This window comes from Methanohalobium evestigatum Z-7303 (genome assembly GCF_000196655.1).
Taxonomy (GTDB): domain Archaea; phylum Halobacteriota; class Methanosarcinia; order Methanosarcinales; family Methanosarcinaceae; genus Methanohalobium; species Methanohalobium evestigatum.
The window spans coordinates 1,790,634-1,806,053 of record NC_014253.1 but is presented as its reverse complement, the minus strand read 5'-3'; the positions used below and the strand labels follow the sequence as shown (position 1 = coordinate 1,806,053).

Genomic DNA, 15,420 nt, shown 5'->3' with positions numbered 1-15,420 from the left:
AAATTAGGGACTGTATGTTGAAGCTTCTTTGAATCTTTCAATAAGGAAATCCTTATCGAATGAAGAAAGGAACCAACCAGCTTTTGGACCTGACTTTTGCCCAAGTATTGTAATGTAGATGGCTTTGAACAGGTTTTTGGGGTTAGGTTCCAGCTCATCTGGATTAATGCCGAGAATATCAGCCATTTTTTTATGTATTTTTGAATCTTTCTCTTTTGCCTGATAAACTATATTATGATATTCTTCACCGCTTAGGTGGCCGCTTTCTTCGATAACTTCAGAAAGAGCACCAAGAAACGCCTTCTGTTCATCTGAAAGGTTTGCCGCCTTCTCGGGCAATTTTTCTTTAACACTGAATTTAACAAAATCCGGTGCATACATCTCAAGCCAGTTTTCTACATTGCTAACAAGCCCACGTATACATTTTTCATTCTCTGTATCATACCCGGCTCTTTTTAAAATCTGAATTATCTGGTCAAAATCGCCTCTTGCAACTTGATATACTGTTACCATGTGTTTGAACGGGATGTCTGTATGGCAGATACCAGAAGCATGTGAAAGTTCAAGTACTCTTTTGTTAGCATCATCAATGTCATCACTGGATTTTAAACGTTCAAATTCATCAACAAGTGTTAGCAAAGGCATGCCTGGTTCGAATGAAATATGTTTTTCCGGTTTAGTTTTGATTATCAGGTATCTCAATACTTCAGGAGGCACAACTTTAAGCATATCTGAAATTGTGACTACTACACCACTTGATGAAGACATGGCGCCCTGTTTACCGAGCATAATCCATTCATAAACTACAGGATAGGGTGGTTCATATCCATAGATTTCTTTTGCTATCCTCTCACCGGTATCATATGACCCTCCTCTTGAAGCATGGTCTTTTCCAAAGGGTTCAACTGTGACACCAAGTATTTGCCATCTTGCAGGCCAGTCCACGCGCCAGCTAAGTTTACCTCCTCCGGTCATTGAAACAGTTCCAGAGTGACCATTGGAACAGACAAAATCAACGGTTTCGTTTTCAATATCGTAATCGACTACTTTGGTGGTGTTTATCCTGCCACAAACATTGCATATAGGGTTGAATGGACTCCATTCCGGATCAGGATCTTTTCCGGTTTCTTCTTCTATGATTCTTGATATTTTATCCCTGTTTAAAAGAGCAGTTTTTATTGCATCAGTATATGCACCACTTTTATATAGTTCATCCCCTTTGTACACTTTTGGATGAATACCCATCTTGCTGAGAGATTCAAGGAAGGGGGTTAAAAAGTGCTGTGCATAATTTTCACAGTTTCCACATGGACAGGGTATTTCTGATAGAGGTTTGCCTATGTGTTCTGAATAGCTGTCAGGGAGGAAGGGGTATACTTTCCTTAATGGGTCATAGGTATCTGCGATATAGATAAGTTCAGCATTTTGATCTTTATCAAGTAGTGCTCTGTAGACTGCATCGGCGGTTACTACTTCTCTCATGTTGCCTATATGTATGTGACCGGAAGGAGTTATACCAGTTGCAACAAGATGTTTTTGTCCATGTTCCATTGCTTTATCTGCTGCAACATCTGCCCAGTGTTTGATATCTGCCATATTGTTTCACCGATTTACACTTTTATATAAATGAATAGAAATTAAGTTCCGGCTGTACTAAACAGCAATAATATATTAACTTTAATCTGATACTCAAACTGTAATATTAATCTCTATCCTAACTATTATTAAATAAAAATCTAATGATAGCAACAAGTCCAATTGTTCGTATAGTTCCGAACCGAAAGTATTTAATAATTATTTGACATAATTAATTATCAATGACTCGAATCAGTAATGAAATTCAGGGTAACTCATTAAGTGCTTTGATAGACATATTCGAACTTTACAAATACAGGGAACCTGTTGAAGAAGAAGTAAATACCATGCTTATGCTCATGGGGAATCAGGGATCATTATACAAGGACAGAGAAACAGGAAACAATGAACTCATTAATTTCCAGTCAGAAAACTTTGATTCAATGTCCAGAATACTTTCATCAAATTAATCTTTTTCTTTACTTTTAATTTTTTTATCCTGTAATTTTAATACAGATTTTAGTTTTGTAACTCACTTTCTTAAGATTATTTATGATTAACCTGCTTAACTTATATTGCTGGTAGATACCAGTATAGAGGGAGACAGGGGTTGGATAATAATTATACCGTTCTCCCTCTGTTAGCAAGTCGGATTGAGAAGTGGGGGTATAGTATTGTTTAACTTCGATAAACCAGACACAAACAGAGAAAAATTTGATGAAATCGGTCAGAAGATCTGGCAGTTGCACCTTGACCTTGTAAAATTAAAGTCCCAGATAGATAATCAGATAGTAACTCTTGATGAGTGCCATGTGCATCTGGGTTTTAGTAACAAGGTTGCAGGTAATTTTGGAACAGTTCTGAAAAAAAAGGAAGTTAAAAGTAAACCTGTAAATTTTTCATATGCATCAGGGAAATCACTTAATCATTTAATACATGAAGAACAAAGTATCACTGGGAAGGTAAAAAATAAGGTTTGATTACCACTGAATTGAAAAACTTAAAAGGCTTTCAACATCATCCACAAGTTTATAGCTGTAAAAAAACTGGTAATCTTTTATAATATGGTTATTAAGGTCTATGTTGTCCAGATAACCGTACCAGTAAACTATCATACCCTGACCAAATTTTTCTTCGTATTGTTTGAATTGTTTCTTAAAATAATGGCTGTGTTCTTTTTCATCACCGAATATGGCTTTGCTTTCAATCCATTGAATATCTGTTCCTTCAATAATCAGAGTATCATTTAACACAAAATCCGGTGTTTTGGTATGCCCGTATTCACGCAGGTCATATTCTGTATAATAATCAATATTGTTTTGTATTAGCCATTTTTCAATGATGTCTTCACCCATCTGTCCTCGAATACTCTGCAATTTGTGGGCTTTGGGTGAATAATGAAAATCAGATTCTATTACTTCCTTAGTTTCTTTTTTTAAACGCTCATCAGAAAGAATATCTGGGTTGTTGAATACCTGTTTTTTTGAATAACCCATTTCTTTGAGTAAAATGGTGGCCATAAGTGATTCAGGGAGTTTGTTTTCTTTTGCAATATCCTGTATGGACTGGCCTTTTTCCCATTTTTTCAGGTGTCTATGGCTGTATTTTTGAACTTTTGGTTGTGTCTTTTTAACTTTTGACACTGTTTTTTGGGACAGTATAGATGATATCACACCGACAGGTTCCATGAATTTTTCTGCCAGTTCTTCGACATCATCAAAAATGTCAATGGATTCATATATCCATCTATAGCGTTCTTTCTCCATAATTATCGTTATTTATTCTTGTGAATGTTTATATTGGTTTTAAGAAGTAGACAATTATCACATTGTTTTTTGACACAATAGTTTTTTGCATACTCTACAATCAATGCATGGTATTCCTGATAAAGGTTAACATCGACCGGTAATTTACTTTCAAAATGTGATTGAAGTTGTTTATAGTTACCATCTATTCCAAGACATCCCATTATACGTTTTGTATAAGCATCGATTACAAATTTGGGTTTTTCTGCCGAATAGAGAATTATACTGTCGGCTGTTTCTTCACCTATTCCTTTTAACGAAAGAAGTGTTGACCTTAATTTATTAATGTCCTGATTGAAAACAGAATCCAACCCATTTTCAAAAAAGTAATTGGCTACATTTTTCAGCCTTGTAGCTTTTTGTCGATAAAATCCACAGCAGTAAATAAGTTCTTCAATCTTTTCAATGTCTGCATATGCAAGTGCTTTCTTATCTAAAAGGTAGTTGTTTTTAAGATTTGATATTGCTTTTTCAACATTTATCCATTTTGTTTGCTGGGTAAGTATAGCACCCACTATAACTTCAAAAGAAGTGTCTGCAGGCCACCAGTATTGAGGTCCGAATTCATCCATCAGGTGCTGGTATATCTGCATCAAGTCCTGACTTGAAATATTCATAGTTTATTATTTCCAGAACTCTTTTTCGTAGTTTTCAGGTAAATCAAGTTCCATTGCTTTGTCTATATTTTTTCTGGACTTTTTGTCTTCAGGTTCTGAATCATCTTCTTCATTACTGTTGTAGGAATGGATTACAGTTGTATTTTTGTCGGATGTTACAACTCTTTCGTTTATTTCTTCAACTTCATTTACCTTAGATGCCTCGGCTTTATTGGATTCATGAGTTTCATTTTCCACCTGTCCGACATTTTCACCGATATTAAAGTCTGATTTAAAAAAACGATTTTCTTCTTCTCTTGGGTCTCTGATTTCTGGTGTTTCATCTATTTTTTTGCCCAGTTTCATACGAACATTGTCAGCATAATTATCCTGTACAGACTGGGAACTTTTTCCTTCTCTATGTGTATAGCGGTAACCGATTGTGCAATTCTCATCACCGGTACGCCAGTCTATGTGGTACAGATGGCAGTCTTCTTTTTTGCATTTGGAATTTTTGTCCATTGGGCATACTTCAGGCAATGTCATGGTCAATCTGTTCTCCTTTTTATTTTGGACAAATATATAAAATTATGTCTTAATTATATTTTATTTAATGAATCCGCTATCAATGGTGCGACACTGACAGCACTCTCAGCTTTTTCAATAGTGTCGGTAGATATTATATCTCGGACCCCAGCATTGAATAAACGCAAAACTGCGTTTTTAGCCAGTACAGGATGTACACAGGCAAGATATACATCATTTGCACCCTGTGATTTCAGTATTTTAATGGATTCAGCCATTGTACCTCCAGTGGCAATCATATCGTCAATTAAAACCACATCTCTTCCGGTGATGTCCATGTTTTTTGTTTTGATGGATACTTCATCACCTGATATCCTTTCTTTTTCAAGGTAATCATATTCTATACCGGTTTTAGATGATGCATTTTCTGCAAGATAGATTGCACCAGAATCAGGAGCTACTATTAATGGGTTTTTTAAATCAAGGGACTCGATGTGATTGCCCAGCAGGTATGATGCTTCAAGGTCATTGGCACTGTTTGCATTGATATATTCAAGTATGCTTTTTTCATGAACATTAACAGTAAACACATTGTCTGCGGTAAGTGTTCTGGTGATTGCACGTGCACTGATTGCTTCTCCATTTTTGAACTTTTTATCCTGTCTGCTGTATCCTAAATAGGGTATAATCACATTGATTTGTTTTGCATCTTCGCAGGCATCAATTAATTGTAATAATGATATTAAATCAGAATCACTATATGTACACTGTATTATAGCAACTCTTTCATTTTCAATATCTTCATCCAGTATTCGTATATATTGTTCTCCGTCAGGGAATTTATCAAATTCACAAAGTATAGGTTTATCGTTTAGTTCTCTTGCAACCCGGGATGCAAGTAGCTGGGATGCTGGTCCTCCTATTATCTTCAAATTTTGTACCTCTTCTTCCTTTAATTAGAATAGTAACTATTTTTAATACTTATTTTTAATTTTTATATAGATTCTGATTTGGTTTTTTCAACAACTTCTATATCCTGGATTTTTGTATGAGGGTAATTACCGGTTTCATCCTTTTCAGCAGATTTTACCATATCCCATATGGTAAGTAAAGCGGTTGAAACACCGTTAAGTGCCTCCATTTCAACACCGGTTTTTCCGACCGATTTAACCTTGACACTTGCTGTAATATAATTATTGTTAATATCAAAATTGGTGTCTATACCCGTAATCGGAATGGGATGGCACATAGGGATTGTGTCAGATGTTTTTTTTGCAGCCATGATGGCTGCTACTCGTGCTGTTGCCAGTACATTTCCTTTTTCTATGGAACTGGATTGTATATTATTGATTGTATCTTCTGTGAGTATAATTTTTCCTGAAGCAACAGCCTGGCGTGATACACTATCCTTTTTACTGGTGTCTACCATCTGAACTCTGTCATCAACAGTATGTGTAAATTCTTTTGCCAAACAACCACCATTAGGTGTTAGTCAATCCGTACATTTTTCCGCTGTTCATAATCTTCAAGGGTTTCGTCAAGTTTTCCCAGCAGGTCTCTTGCTTCATGAAGATTTAATTTAGTAATCTGTTCGTCTTCTCCGTGGCTGATTACCAGGCGTATTCTGTTTCTTTCGATGTCTACATATATGTTCCGTTCATCTTTTACCATCAAATCTCTCCTTTATTTATCTATATTTATAACGTCTGTAATTCTGTCAATGATATCAGTTGCAAGTAAACCGTAACCTTTTTCCTCGAATGCTAAGTCACCGGCGGCGCCGTTTATGAATGCACCACAGGATGCAGCATCAATTGCAGAATTTACTGCAAAAAGCGCTCCTGTAATTCCTGCAAGTACATCTCCCGTCCCTCCAACAGTCATACCCGGATTTCCGGTCTGATTGTATAATATCCTTTCACCATCAGATATGATGTCTTCTTTGCCTTTTAATATTGTTATCAGATGATTATTTTTTGAAAAATCCATGACGTCACAGGCACGTGAGTCCCTATCCTTGGGTGTGTTTTTGTTCTGGAGATATGAAAATTCGCCTGCATGTGGTGTGATAATAACTTCACAACCGGATTCACTGATGCTGTTATAATTAAGTCCGTATAATCCGTCAGCATCTACAACAACTTTTTGGCAACAGGGGATTATCTTCTCAATTGCTGATTTGCTTCTGTCATCCCGTCCTATCCCCATCCCTATAATAACTACGTCATGGGATTTAACCAAATCTTTGATTTTGGGGATGTCTTCAGAACAAAGCACCTCACTGGAGAGTGAATCTACTATAAGATTTGGAGAAAATGATGCTATAATATCTGCAACATTTTTTGGTGTGGCAATTGTAACAAGGTCAGCACCTGTTCTTAATGCAGCCAGTGAAGTAAGCCCGGGAGCGCCTGAATATGCTCCACCACCTATAATCAGTATCCTGCCTGAATTACCTTTGTGGCTGCTTTCAGAACGCTTTTTCAACATTTCTAAATTCCCTCTTCCTACAATTTTTTCAGCATCTGAACAAACCCCAATATTCACGACCTTGACAGATTTTGCGTATCTGTTAATATCTTTTGACTCAAGACCGGGCTTCATTCTGTGAAATGTTAGTGTAACGTCTGAGAACACTGATTTTTCAAAATCACCACCGTCAGGGTCAAAACCTGATGGAACATCGACTGAGATCGTTTTTGCCTTAGAGTTATTAATCATGTCAATGGCAGTGGATTCAGGTTCCCGTATTTTGCTTTTAACACCTGTACCAAGTATGGCGTCTATTATTACATCGGCACTATCAATCCAATCTAGATTTAAAATCTGGGTAGAATCTGAAACTTCGAGGATATCTGTGATATCACAGTGTTTTAAAATCTGGTAATTTTTAATTGCATCATCGGTTTTTATCTGACTACTGCGACCCAGAAGTATGATTTTAACTTTATAATTGCTATATTGTGCCAGATGCCTTGCTGCAACAAAAGCATCTCCTCCATTGTTTCCTCTACCTGCAATAACAACTATTGTACCACTTTCAATAAAGTTTTTAACTTCTTTTGCTATCCCAGCTCCTGCATTTTCCATAAGTTGAAGTGTGCTTAAACCAAAGTATTCACAATTTTTGTCGATTGCATTCATCTGTGATGTTGTTATTGTGTACATGGTAACACGTATTTTATTTATTCATATATTACCCTATGTTTATGTTATTTTCTAATTCTGTTGTGTAGTGTATGTATTTAATGATTCTTAAAAAAGTGAATGAGGTTTTTGATTAAAAAATTCAATGTGGAAAAATTAATTGGTACTAAAATAATCAGCTTTTAACGCGTTATTATTTAAATATTATATATTTATACATAAAGTTTAAATCCATCTTATGTTAATTTTACGAAGATGGGGTAACAGGGGTACGTGAAAGCCAACGGTTTCTAACCGTTCTCTTTAAAACAAGGTTCAAGGATATCTTTAAATGAAGTTTAAAGAGTGATGAAACAACCCCGTTGATTACTGTTTTTAAACCCAAAATATTATATATATGTCAATACCACGGGACATATAGCAGTGGCGTCAAATCCTAAAACTGGCAAAGTCTGGAAATTCGGTAAAAAAGCAGAACATATACATAAAAAATACAAGAACACCCGCAGGAAACTACAGGTAAAGGGCAAATACAAAAAAGTCAAACAGATTAAAAACAAAGAAAACAGGATAGTCAGGGATTTAAACCACAAAATCAGCAAGAAAATTGTGGAAGTAGCAGCTGAAAAAAATTGTGGTATAAAACTTGAAAACATCAAAGGAATCCGTAAAACTGCTAAACAACGAAAATCATTCAAATACTCCCTGCACAGCTGGTCGTTCTATCAACTGCAATTTATGTTGGAATACAAAGCTAGGCTGCTCGGAGTTAAAATTGAATTTGTAGATCCTGAATATACTTCTCAGAATTGCAGTAGATGTGGTTATTTGGGTATTAGAAACGGTGAATCGTTCAAGTGTCCTCATTGTGGGCACGTTGATCATGCGGACGCAAACGCGGCGTTCAATATAGCTATGCGTCCAGGTGGTCAATCTGGTACAGACAGAGATGTATCAGATGGGAGTACTGGCGCCCCACAAGTGGCAACGGTGTAACGCCCACCGACCACAGAACCCAAACGGATTTATCCGTTGGAGTATGTCAGTTTTATTAATATAGGGGATACTCAACTTTACAGATTAACATCTAAGAATAGTGAATAGTGGAAGGTTTAATAGGTATTAACCGAAAGTTCCTTAATAAACAATTGTGTCCTGATATTACGAAGGAGGTACTGCACTATGGCCAGCGTAAAGGCTACAAACCCGTCCACCAAAACTAAAACTAAACCCTCATATTTACCCGCCAAATCAAAAATAAAACCTACTTATCTCGTCCTTGGTAGTGGGAGTATTGGTTTTGCCGTAGCTAAGGAACTTAGAGAACTTGATAAAGATTTGGTCATCATCGATAAAGACCCTGCCAAAATCGAAACTCTAAGAGAAGAAGAGTATGAAGCAATACAGGGTGACATAAGCAATCCTGAAACTCTTAACCAAATCAATGTAAGAAATTTAACAGCTGTGCTTGTATTAAGTTCTGATAATGAATCCAACAAATCAGCCATAGAAAATATTAAAAAGTTGGTTTCTCCTGATGTTTACTGTGTGGCACGTGCATCAGATGTTATCAATAAAAAAGAGATGGAATCCAAAGGTGCTGATTATGTTATAATACCCTCGAGGGTGGTGGCTACATCACTTGCAAGAACACTTGAACGTGCCGAATCCATGCGTAGAGGTACCAAGTTAACACGATGGCTGAAAGATATTGCCGACAAAAAACTTGGTGTAGTGGTTCATGATAATCCTGACCCAGATGCTATTGCCAGTGCGATGGCTCTTAAAGAAATAGCAAAAACCTATGGTATTGAAAGCACTATATTTTATCATGGTGAAATAGGACACCAGGAAAATAAAGCCTTTGTAAATCTTCTGGATATTGATTTAAATAGGATGGAAGAAACAGATATTTCAGATTTCCAGAATATAGCACTGGTGGATTGTGCAGTACCCGGATCCAACAATATGCTTGACCGAGATACCCATGTAGGTATTGTACTCGACCATCATCCTGTAGAAGATGCAGAAATTGATGCTGATTATATTGATATTAGACCCAATATAGGAGCAACAGCAACAATTCTTACAAAATATCTACAGGAATTAAATATTGATATAACCAGTAATCTTGCAACAGCGCTGTTATATGGTATAAGGACAGATACACAGGATTTCAAAAGAAATACAGACCCTGCCGACCTTTCTGCAGCTTCTTTCCTTTATCCCTTGGCAGACCATGAAATCCTTGAACAGCTTGAACGTCCCTCTATAGCAACAGAAACATTGGAAGTCTTTGGAGAAGCAATTAAAAACAGACAGGTTTTTGGAAGTTATCTTTTGTCAAATGTGGGAACAGTCCGAGACCGTGATACACTGCCACAGGCAGCTGATTATCTGTTGAATCTTGAAGGCATATCCACATCAATAGTTTTTGGGGTATCCAAGGATAAAATCTACCTTTCAGGACGAAGCAATGATATAAAAATCAATCTTGGAGATGTCATGAAAAGGGCATTTGGGGAACAATCAGCAGGAGGACATGCAACAGCAGCCGCAGCACAGGTTCCGCTTGGAGTGTTTAGTGCAGCAAAAGATAGACAGACACTTCTACGTCTGGTCAATGAAGCGGTTGTGAAAAAGATATTGAGTGCAGTAGGTGTGGAAGAAGCAGAAGATTGATTGTTATACGCTTTACCCAGTTAAATTAACCATCCTATAGCTAATTATAAATTATATTAGTTTATATGATGGTTCACTTTGACTTTTAATTTATCCTATATTGATTATAAAATTCAGTACTGATTATCATGTCGGACAATAACCAACCAATGACAATTTCTGAAAAAATAATGTCTAAAGCTTCAGGAACGAATGTAAGAGCAGGAGATTTTGTATTTGCTGATATAGACCGTGCAATGACTCATGATATCACAGGTCCCCTTGCAGTAAAAGGTTTCTACGAAATAATGGAAAATAAAGAAAATCCAAAGGTATGGGACCCGAATAAAATTGTAATTATCTTTGATCATCAGGTTCCTGCAGACTCATTAAATGCAGCATCCAATCATATAATGCTCAGGGAGTTTGCAAAAGAACAGGCAATCCTTAATTATGATGTCTATGAAGGTATATGTCATCAGGTAATGCCTGAAAAAGGACATATTAAACCCGGTGATTTGGTAGTGGGTTCGGATTCTCATACATGTGCTTATGGTGCAATTGGCGCATTTTCTACAGGTGTAGGTTCTACTGATATGGCGGCAGTATTTGCTTCAGGAAAACTGTGGTTCAAGGTGCCTGAAACAATACGATTTGAAATTGATGGAGAATTACCTGATAATGTATACTCAAAGGATGTCATCCTTCATGTGATAGGAGATGTGGGTGCTGACTGTGCCATGTACAAGACCGCTGAATTCGGTGGGTCGGCAGTGCGAAACATGTCGGTCTCAGAACGTATGACTATGTCAAATATGGCAATTGAAATGGGGGGAAAAGCAGGAATTATAGAATCTGATAAAGTGACCGAGGATTACATCAAGGAACGGGTTCCTGGTTATAAACTCGATTCTGAATGGAAATCAGATGATGGGGCAAATTATTCAGAAATTCGAAAATATGATGTATCCAATCTTGAACCACAGGTGGCATGTCCACACAATGTTGATAATGTAAAACCCGTAACTGAAGTAGAAGGTACAGAGCTTGATCAGGTATTTATCGGGTCATGTACAAACGGGCGTTATGAAGACCTTGAAATTGCTGCAAAAATAATGGATGGGAAAAAGGTTGCAGACAACGTTCGTTTGTTGATAATCCCTGCTTCAAGAACTGAATATATGAAACTTTTAAAAGCCGGATATATTGAACAATTTATGGAGGCAGGAGCAATTGTAGAATCACCCTGCTGCGGTCCATGTATGGGAGGTTCATTCGGTCTTCTTGGTGATGGAGAAGTAGGACTTGCCACATCTAACCGCAATTTCAAAGGACGGGAAGGTAGTCCAGAATCATTTGTTTACCTGAGTTCACCGGCTACAGCAGCTGCATCAGCTCTTACCGGAAAAATTACAGATCCCAGAAAAATTTGAGTTATAAACTCAAAAACTTATTTTTTATTGGAGGATAAATATGTCTCAATCAGATGCTGACCTATCGGTATTGAATGAAATCTATGATGTAATTCAGGACCGAAAACACAACCCAGTTGAAAAATCCTATGTATGTTCACTCCTTAACCATAATAAAGGGATAGATAAAATCCTTGAGAAGATAGGAGAGGAATCAGTAGAAACTGTCCTTGCTGTTAAAAATAAAAACCGTGAGGATATTGTTTATGAATCCTCTGATTTAATATTCCATTTACTTGTAATGCTTGCAGCGAATGATATACAGTTATCAGAAATAGCTGATGAGCTTGAAAAACGCCGCAGCTAATTTAGTATACAGCAAGTTCGTGAAGTACATCCGTCTTTGATACAAAACCTTCAGGCACTCCATTTATTGTGACAACAAGTCCTCCTATGTTATGTTTGTTGAAAATCTTAACTGCTTCGTTAAGGGGGGTATCACCATCTACTGTAATCAGTTCTTTTGTCATAATATCTCTTACTTTTAGCGACATTTTTCCGCTTGCAATGGCGTCTCCAATATCCGTGAATGTAACCACTCCCACGATAGAGCTTTTATCTTCAACAGGTGACCCGTGAATATTGTTTTTAACAAATATGCGTGCTGCTTCCTGTAATGTAGCGTTTACATTGACCATTACTGAATCTTTGGTGACATAGTTTTTAACAGGTATTTTTGGTATTGAAACCATTTCTGTAATTGTAAAAAGCAGAGAATTGTTAGTATCGTCACGTCCTACAACTTCTCCTCTGACAATAAGCTGGTTAACAGGAGTGGGACCGACCTGAAGTTTGTCTCCTTCTTTGAATTCTCTTATATCTCCAAGAACTTTTATCATACCGTTGCAGAGTTCCGGATGGCGCACTGTTGTAAAACTGATTTCAGCGGCAGTGCTCCCTTCAACAAGTTTGTTGTTTCTATATATTTTAACAATGGCTTCTTTTTCCAATGATGGTATATTTAATGCTTCATATGCTTTACCGGTGGCTTTGTAACCACCTTTTGGACCGGGTACACCTTCTACAAGTCCAAGAACTTTCAGAGACTGCATCTGATTGCGCACAGTACCCGGGTTCCTCTGGATAACTTCCGCAATGTCTTCACCTTTGATGGCATGATTCTTCTGTCGTTGGAGATTAATTAACGCGATAATTATGTCTTTCTGGATGGGGGTAAGTTCCATTCAATCACCATTTAAACCTATATATAAATAATTGAAAGTAGTATAAATATATTGCAGTATCTATCATTTATAATAATTAGGAATGTTCTGCAGGGAATAAGAATATATAGGCTGTTTTTATTTTGATTATAATATCAGTTTCTATACATTTATAAATACTTAAAAGCTGTATAAATATATATTGCAGTATTATCATGGATGATAGTATAAAAAATCAGTAACAAAGGAAAATAAAATATGATATTTGAAAAAATCCATTCTGTTCCCACTTCTGATGAATTGTTAGACAAGGCATTCAGAAGAGCATCCAGAGCCAGACGCGGAAAAGTAATTAAAAATATGAAAAGTAACAGGGAAGCCTATGAATCCATGATATTGACGTCTGCAAACATCCTTTCTGATAATCTTGCCAATATTGTAAGACGTTTTCCTGATTTTGATGAATTATCGGATTTTTATTATGATTTGGCAGATGTAATAGTAGGAGTGGATAAACTTAAAAAATCATTGGGCTCAGTTAACTGGGCGAGTGAAAAAATACATGATATGGGGAGGGAGCAGATTGGTAAAATCCGCAGTAGCAATAACCCGCAATCGATACAAAAAGAAGTCTATGGGCGAATGTCTTCTATAATGAAATCTATTGATAAGGATTTAAAATTTTTAAACGAGGCAAGGAATACTTTACGCAAATTACCGGATGTGGATGTTGATGCTCCTACGATAGTAGTTGCAGGGTATCCAAATACAGGAAAGTCCAGTTTTGTGGCACTCGCTACCAAGGCACGTCCAGAGGTAGCTATCTATCCATTCACGACAAAGGGAATATCTATTGGACATTTTACAAGAGATAATATAAGGTATCAGGTAATAGATACACCGGGTTTACTTGATAGACCAATGTCAGATAGGAATGATATAGAACTACAGGCAATCACCGCATTAAAACACCTTGGGTCAGTTTTGCTCTATCTGGTAGATGCAAGTGAAACTTGCGGATACACGGTAGATGACCAAAAACGTCTGTATGAAGAAATCAAACAACAATTTGACCTGCCAATGTTTGCAGTGTCCAATAAATCAGACCTTCCTGAATTCCAGGAACTTGATTTTGTGGATATGGAAATGTCAACAGTAACCTCAGAGGGAGTGGAAGAGGTTGTTAACAATTTGGTTGATATGATAGGAGCAAAACAGGAATTTTTCAAAGATATTCCACATTAAGATAAGTAAATATGGATATCAGAAAAAATTATTGATGTAGTATACAAATGTTGAAAATCTTATAACAGGAAGGAGGATGGTTTGATCCTCCTCTTGTTTTTTATATTACATTCTCCATTATATCCAATGCTTTCTGGATTTGGGAACTTGATGTTGCATACGACAGCCGGATGTGACCTTCTCCATTTTCTCCAAATGCGATACCCGGAACAACTATAACACCATTTGAGACAAGCTTTTCAGTAGTTTTTAAAGAATCGGGGATTTCCGGGAATGCATAAAAGGCTCCACTGGGTTTTTCACATTTTATTCCAAGGGATTCAAGTCCATCCAGTAATAAATCCCGACGTTCTTTGAATTCATCATGCATTTTATGAACCGGTTCCATGGGTCCTGTAACTGCTGCAAGCGCAGCTTTTTGTGATATTGAGCTTGCACATGCCTGAACGTACTGGTGGGCTTTGAGCATCTGCTCTATATATTCGCCTTTTGCAGCGACATATCCCAGTCTCCAGCCGGTCATGGAATAAGTTTTGGACACAGCGTTTACTGTTATCACATTGTCAGTGTACTGTGCAGGGCTTACATGCTCACCTTCGTAAACAAAATGTTCATACACTTCATCAGAAATTATTGTAATATCATGGTCTTCCGCAATTTCTGCAAATGCTTTTATATTATCTCTGGACTGAACAGCTCCAGTAGGATTGGATGGGGAATTTAGAACAAGTGCCTTGGTTTTTGGAGTTATATTATCAAGGACATCGTCTGGCTGTACATTCAAATCCTTACCAAGAGGTATACTGACAGATTTACCACCCATGATTTCGGTCAGTGCACTATATGAAACAAAACCCGGATTGGGTATAAGGACTTCATCGCCCGGATTTACCAGTGAAGCAAGAGCGATTTCTAAAGCTTCTGAAGCTCCTGATGTAACGATAATCTCGTCAGAAGAAACATCAAAGTTATTTTCTTTCTTAAATTTAAGACTTAATGCGTTTCTCAGTTCAGGTATCCCTGCACCAACAGTATAGCTTGTAAATCCTTCATTTATGGCATCGATAGCAGCCTGTTTTATATGGTCTGGAGTATCAAAATCAGGCTGTCCCAATCCTAAGTTTATAGATTGTTCGCCGGCCGCTTCAAATATTTTTCTGATACCTGAAATATCGATATTTTGAACTCTCTGAGCAAATTTTGTGTTTTTGTTGTCTGTGCTCTTCATTTA

17 protein-coding genes are annotated in these 15,420 nt (G+C 37.0%); 7 read left to right on the top strand and 10 right to left on the bottom strand.

Going from position 1 to position 15,420, the window contains the following annotated elements; translation table 11 throughout:
- Window positions 1–3 precede the first annotated feature (3 nt).
- Window positions 4–1,596 (bottom strand): lysine--tRNA ligase, encoded by a 1,593-nt coding sequence (lysS, locus tag METEV_RS08970; RefSeq protein ID WP_013195192.1) that lies wholly within the window; start codon window positions 1,594–1,596, stop codon window positions 4–6.
- A 221-nt stretch (window positions 1,597–1,817) separates the two neighbouring features.
- On the opposite strand from lysS, the gene METEV_RS08965 reads away from it, so the two are divergent.
- Window positions 1,818–2,045: a hypothetical protein gene (locus tag METEV_RS08965; protein ID WP_013195191.1), complete on the top strand. Its 228-nt coding sequence runs from the start codon at window positions 1,818–1,820 to the stop codon at window positions 2,043–2,045.
- A gap of 204 nt (window positions 2,046–2,249) precedes the next feature.
- The gene (locus METEV_RS08960) at window positions 2,250–2,555 is read left to right on the top strand and encodes a hypothetical protein (protein ID WP_013195190.1); all 306 of its coding nucleotides are present in this window, start codon (window positions 2,250–2,252) and stop codon (window positions 2,553–2,555) included.
- On the opposite strand, the gene METEV_RS08955 is transcribed toward METEV_RS08960, so the two are convergent.
- The 7 genes from METEV_RS08955 to METEV_RS08925 form a co-directional block, all read right to left on the bottom strand.
- On the bottom strand, window positions 2,556–3,341 hold the full coding sequence (locus tag METEV_RS08955) for a C15orf41 family protein (protein ID WP_013195189.1): 786 nt from the start codon (window positions 3,339–3,341) through the stop codon (window positions 2,556–2,558).
- Window positions 3,342–3,349: 8 nt separating this feature from the next.
- Window positions 3,350–3,997 (bottom strand): endonuclease III domain-containing protein, encoded by a 648-nt coding sequence (locus tag METEV_RS08950; RefSeq protein WP_049891167.1) that lies wholly within the window; start codon window positions 3,995–3,997, stop codon window positions 3,350–3,352.
- Between the two features lie 6 nt (window positions 3,998–4,003).
- Entirely contained in the window at window positions 4,004–4,528 is a 525-nt protein-coding gene (locus METEV_RS08945; protein WP_157197330.1) for a hypothetical protein, read from the bottom strand.
- A gap of 47 nt (window positions 4,529–4,575) precedes the next feature.
- Entirely contained in the window at window positions 4,576–5,433 is an 858-nt protein-coding gene (locus METEV_RS08940; RefSeq protein WP_013195186.1) for a ribose-phosphate diphosphokinase, read from the bottom strand.
- A gap of 62 nt (window positions 5,434–5,495) precedes the next feature.
- Window positions 5,496–5,972: a cyclic pyranopterin monophosphate synthase MoaC gene (moaC, locus tag METEV_RS08935; RefSeq protein WP_013195185.1), complete on the bottom strand. Its 477-nt coding sequence runs from the start codon at window positions 5,970–5,972 to the stop codon at window positions 5,496–5,498.
- Window positions 5,973–5,989: 17 nt separating this feature from the next.
- Complete coding sequence (locus METEV_RS08930; RefSeq protein ID WP_013195184.1) at window positions 5,990–6,172, bottom strand: hypothetical protein; 183 nt, start codon at window positions 6,170–6,172, stop codon at window positions 5,990–5,992.
- Between the two features lie 12 nt (window positions 6,173–6,184).
- On the bottom strand, window positions 6,185–7,669 hold the full coding sequence (locus tag METEV_RS08925; protein WP_013195183.1) for a bifunctional ADP-dependent NAD(P)H-hydrate dehydratase/NAD(P)H-hydrate epimerase: 1,485 nt from the start codon (window positions 7,667–7,669) through the stop codon (window positions 6,185–6,187).
- 348 nt (window positions 7,670–8,017) lie between these two features.
- On the opposite strand from METEV_RS08925, the gene METEV_RS08920 reads away from it, so the two are divergent.
- The 4 genes from METEV_RS08920 (at window position 8,018) to METEV_RS08905 (ending at window position 12,088) form a co-directional block, all read left to right on the top strand.
- Window positions 8,018–8,644 (top strand): RNA-guided endonuclease InsQ/TnpB family protein, encoded by a 627-nt coding sequence (locus tag METEV_RS08920; RefSeq protein ID WP_332258488.1) that lies wholly within the window; start codon window positions 8,018–8,020, stop codon window positions 8,642–8,644.
- 186 nt (window positions 8,645–8,830) lie between these two features.
- Window positions 8,831–10,330, top strand: a complete 1,500-nt coding sequence (locus METEV_RS08915) for a DHH family phosphoesterase (RefSeq protein ID WP_013195182.1) — start codon at window positions 8,831–8,833, stop codon at window positions 10,328–10,330.
- A gap of 128 nt (window positions 10,331–10,458) precedes the next feature.
- Entirely contained in the window at window positions 10,459–11,742 is a 1,284-nt protein-coding gene (locus tag METEV_RS08910) for a 3-isopropylmalate dehydratase large subunit (protein ID WP_013195181.1), read from the top strand.
- A gap of 40 nt (window positions 11,743–11,782) precedes the next feature.
- Complete coding sequence (locus METEV_RS08905; RefSeq protein WP_013195180.1) at window positions 11,783–12,088, top strand: phosphoribosyl-ATP diphosphatase; 306 nt, start codon at window positions 11,783–11,785, stop codon at window positions 12,086–12,088.
- 1 nt (window position 12,089) lies between these two features.
- Here the strand turns inward: METEV_RS08905 and METEV_RS08900 are convergent, their stop codons facing one another.
- The gene (locus tag METEV_RS08900; protein ID WP_013195179.1) at window positions 12,090–12,965 is read right to left on the bottom strand and encodes a CBS domain-containing protein; all 876 of its coding nucleotides are present in this window, start codon (window positions 12,963–12,965) and stop codon (window positions 12,090–12,092) included.
- Between the two features lie 237 nt (window positions 12,966–13,202).
- On the opposite strand from METEV_RS08900, the gene METEV_RS08895 reads away from it, so the two are divergent.
- Window positions 13,203–14,189 (top strand): NOG1 family protein, encoded by a 987-nt coding sequence (locus METEV_RS08895; protein ID WP_013195178.1) that lies wholly within the window; start codon window positions 13,203–13,205, stop codon window positions 14,187–14,189.
- 100 nt (window positions 14,190–14,289) lie between these two features.
- Here the strand turns inward: METEV_RS08895 and METEV_RS08890 are convergent, their stop codons facing one another.
- Window positions 14,290–15,417: a pyridoxal phosphate-dependent aminotransferase gene (locus METEV_RS08890; RefSeq protein ID WP_013195177.1), complete on the bottom strand. Its 1,128-nt coding sequence runs from the start codon at window positions 15,415–15,417 to the stop codon at window positions 14,290–14,292.
- Window positions 15,418–15,420 lie beyond the last annotated feature (3 nt).

What these genes read in the sequence shown, in the direction of transcription:
- lysS (WP_013195192.1), bottom strand. Translation starts at nt 1,596, where the DNA reads ATGGCAGATATCAAACACTGGGCAGATGTTGCAGCAGATAAAGCAATG.
- METEV_RS08965 (WP_013195191.1), top strand. Translation starts at nt 1,818, where the DNA reads ATGACTCGAATCAGTAATGAAATTCAGGGTAACTCATTAAGTGCTTTG.
- METEV_RS08955 (WP_013195189.1), bottom strand. Translation starts at nt 3,341, where the DNA reads ATGGAGAAAGAACGCTATAGATGGATATATGAATCCATTGACATTTTT.
- METEV_RS08950 (WP_049891167.1), bottom strand. Translation starts at nt 3,997, where the DNA reads ATGAATATTTCAAGTCAGGACTTGATGCAGATATACCAGCACCTGATG.
- METEV_RS08930 (WP_013195184.1), bottom strand. Translation starts at nt 6,172, where the DNA reads ATGGTAAAAGATGAACGGAACATATATGTAGACATCGAAAGAAACAGA.
- METEV_RS08925 (WP_013195183.1), bottom strand. Translation starts at nt 7,669, where the DNA reads ATGTACACAATAACAACATCACAGATGAATGCAATCGACAAAAATTGT.
- METEV_RS08915 (WP_013195182.1), top strand. Translation starts at nt 8,831, where the DNA reads ATGGCCAGCGTAAAGGCTACAAACCCGTCCACCAAAACTAAAACTAAA.
- METEV_RS08910 (WP_013195181.1), top strand. Translation starts at nt 10,459, where the DNA reads ATGTCGGACAATAACCAACCAATGACAATTTCTGAAAAAATAATGTCT.
- METEV_RS08905 (WP_013195180.1), top strand. Translation starts at nt 11,783, where the DNA reads ATGTCTCAATCAGATGCTGACCTATCGGTATTGAATGAAATCTATGAT.
- METEV_RS08900 (WP_013195179.1), bottom strand. Translation starts at nt 12,965, where the DNA reads ATGGAACTTACCCCCATCCAGAAAGACATAATTATCGCGTTAATTAAT.
- METEV_RS08895 (WP_013195178.1), top strand. Translation starts at nt 13,203, where the DNA reads ATGATATTTGAAAAAATCCATTCTGTTCCCACTTCTGATGAATTGTTA.
- METEV_RS08890 (WP_013195177.1), bottom strand. Translation starts at nt 15,417, where the DNA reads ATGAAGAGCACAGACAACAAAAACACAAAATTTGCTCAGAGAGTTCAA.